This is a genomic window from Micromonospora sp. 4G55 (assembly GCF_016803375.1).
The window spans coordinates 1-2599 of record NZ_JAEVHN010000785.1 but is presented as its reverse complement, the minus strand read 5'-3'; the positions used below and the strand labels follow the sequence as shown (position 1 = coordinate 2599).

At 72.7% G+C, this 2599-nt stretch carries 3 protein-coding genes; all 3 read left to right on the top strand.

What is annotated here, in order from left to right:
* The coding region (locus tag JNW89_RS34150) for a tyrosine-type recombinase/integrase (protein ID WP_238452175.1) at positions 1-314 on the top strand (314 nt) is incomplete at its 5' end.
* A gap of 191 nt (positions 315-505) precedes the next feature.
* Positions 506-1429 (top strand): ParA family protein, encoded by a 924-nt coding sequence (locus JNW89_RS34145; RefSeq protein WP_238452174.1) that lies wholly within the window; start codon positions 506-508, stop codon positions 1427-1429.
* 53 nt (positions 1430-1482) lie between these two features.
* Positions 1483-2529 carry a ScpA family protein gene (locus JNW89_RS34140; protein ID WP_238452173.1) on the top strand — a complete coding sequence of 349 codons (1047 nt, stop codon included), beginning with the start codon at positions 1483-1485 and terminating at the stop codon, positions 2527-2529.
* Positions 2530-2599 lie beyond the last annotated feature (70 nt).

Here is a 2599-nt window from a genome sequence, read left to right as displayed (position 1 = left end):
TCGCGGCCGGGCGGGGCACCCCGGCGGTCTTCGTCAACGCCCGCGGCGGCGCGCTGACCCGGCAGGGCGCCTGGACGATCCTGCGCCGCGCCGCCGAGCGGGCCGGGCTGCCGGTGGACGGGCCCAACGCGGTGTCCCCGCACACCCTGCGCCACTCGTACGCCACCCACCTGCTCGACGGCGGCGCCGACGTGCGGGTGGTGCAGGAACTGCTCGGCCACGCCTCGGTGACCACCACCCAGGTGTACACGTTGGTCACCGTGGAGCGGCTGCGCGAGGTGTACGCCACCGCGCATCCCCGCGCCCGCGGCTGACCCGGGCGCCACGGCTCGGTCGGGCGGGACGTCCGACACGCCGGACCGGTACCGAACGCGCTGGTGGTGAGTGGCGTACAGTCGGCATCGGCGCGGACCTCCTGGGGCGACATCCGGGGTGCGCAGCGGCGCCGCGCAGGACGTCGGACGGCTCCGACGCCGGGTGGTCGTCGGGAGGGGGCAACGAGGACATGGCTGGCAACGGTGACCGTGCCGACGCCTGGACGTCGGAGCTCCGCGAGCAGCAGGCGTCGCTCGGCGCGGACCTGGGTCCGGCGGACCCGGCCGCCTACACGATGCGCAAGCCGATCCCCGAGCCGATGCCGACCGACCGGCACGGGCCGGCGCGGATCATCGCGATGGCCAACCAGAAGGGCGGCGTCGGGAAGACCACGACGACCATCAACCTGGGCGCCGCGCTCGCCGAGTACGGCCGCAAGGTGCTGCTGGTCGACTTCGACCCGCAGGGCGCGCTCTCGGTCGGCCTCGGGGTCAACCCGCACAACCTCGACCTGTCGGTCTACAACCTGCTCATGCAGGACGACGTCACCGCCGAGGACGTCCTGATCAAGACCGACGTCGCCGGGCTGCACCTGCTGCCCGCCAACATCGACCTCTCCGCCGCGGAGATCCAGCTGGTCAACGAGGTCGCTCGGGAGATGGCCCTGTCCCGGGTGCTGCGGACCGTCCGCAAGGAGTACGACTACATCCTGATCGACTGCCAGCCCTCGCTGGGCCTGCTGGCGATCAACGCGCTCACCGTGGCGCACGGCGTGCTCATCCCACTCGAGTGCGAGTTCTTCAGCCTGCGCGGGGTGGCGCTGCTGCTGGACACCATCGACAAGGTGCGCGAGCGGCTCAACTTCGACCTGGAACTCGAAGGCATCCTCGCCACCATGTACGACAGCCGCACCACCCACTGCCGGCAGGTGCTCCAGCGGGTGGTCGAGGCGTTCGGCGACAAGGTCTACCAGACGGTCATCACCAAGACGGTGAAGTTCCCGGAGTCCACGGTGGCCGGTGCGCCGATCACCACCCTCGACCCGGCCTCCTCCGGAGCGCGCAACTACCGGCAGCTGGCCCGTGAGGTGATCGCCGCCCAGGCCGACCGGTAGGTCGGGGTGCACCTTGCCGCCGGTGGACCCGGGGCGTGGACTACGGTCGTCCGGTGACCGCGCCACCCCTGGACCCGCCGACGACCCCGGAGCAGCCCCCCGTGCTGGCCGCCGAGGCCGCCGCCGAGGTGGCCACCGACCCGACCGGCGTGCCGCAGGCCGCCGAGAGCGCCGGCTTCACCGTCCGGCTGGCGAACTTCACCGGACCGTTCGACCTGCTGCTGCAACTCATCGGCAAGCACAAGCTCGACGTCACCGAGGTGGCCCTGCACAAGGTCACCGACGAGTTCATCGCGTACATCCGGGCGATGGGCGACCAGTGGGACCTGGACGAGGCGAGCGAGTTCCTGCTCATCGCGGCCACCCTGCTCGACCTGAAGGCGGCCCGGCTGCTGCCCGCCGCCGAGGTCGAGGACGAGGAGGACCTGGCCCTGCTGGAGGCGCGGGACCTGCTCTTCGCCCGGCTGTTGCAGTACAAGGCGTACAAGGAGGCGGCGGCGCACATCGCCGAGCTGGAGGCGGTGGGCGGCCGGCGCTACCCCCGAGCGGTCACCCTGGAGCCCCGGTACGCCGACGCGCTGCCCGACCTGGTCCTCGGCATCGGCCCGGAGCGGCTGCTCAAGCTCGCGATCCGGGCGATGACCCCGAAGCCGACCCCCGAGGTGTCCATCGCGCACGTGCACATGGTGCGGGTCAGCGTCCGGGAGCACGCGGCGATCCTCACCGAGCGGCTGCGCCGCGCCGGCACCGCCACCTTCTCGCTGCTCTGCGCCGACTGCGAGATCACCCTGGAGGTGGTGGCCCGCTTCCTGGCGCTGCTGGAGCTGTACCGGGAGGGGCTGGTCTCCTTCGTGCAGGACCAGGCCCTGGAGGAGCTGACGGTGCGCTGGACCGGCCCCGCCGACGGCGACACCGAACTGCACATCGATGAGTACGCCGGCTCCCCGGCCGAGCCGGTCGAGACCGCTGAGGCTCCGGCCGAGCCGGTCGAGGCCGCTGAGGCTCCGGCCGAGCCGGCCGAGATCGCTGCGGCCCCGGGCGAGCCGGGTGGAGCGGCGGACGGGGACGGGACGGCTACGACGGAGGAGCGAGCGGGATGAGCAACGAGGAGCGTCGGGACTCCCTGGCCGACCAGGCGGCGGCCTGGGTCCCACCGTGGGAGCGCCCCAC

Bases quoted from the DNA above. Each gene is read 5' to 3' on its own strand.
- JNW89_RS34145 (WP_238452174.1), top strand. From the start codon at position 506: ATGGCTGGCAACGGTGACCGTGCCGACGCCTGGACGTCGGAGCTCCGC.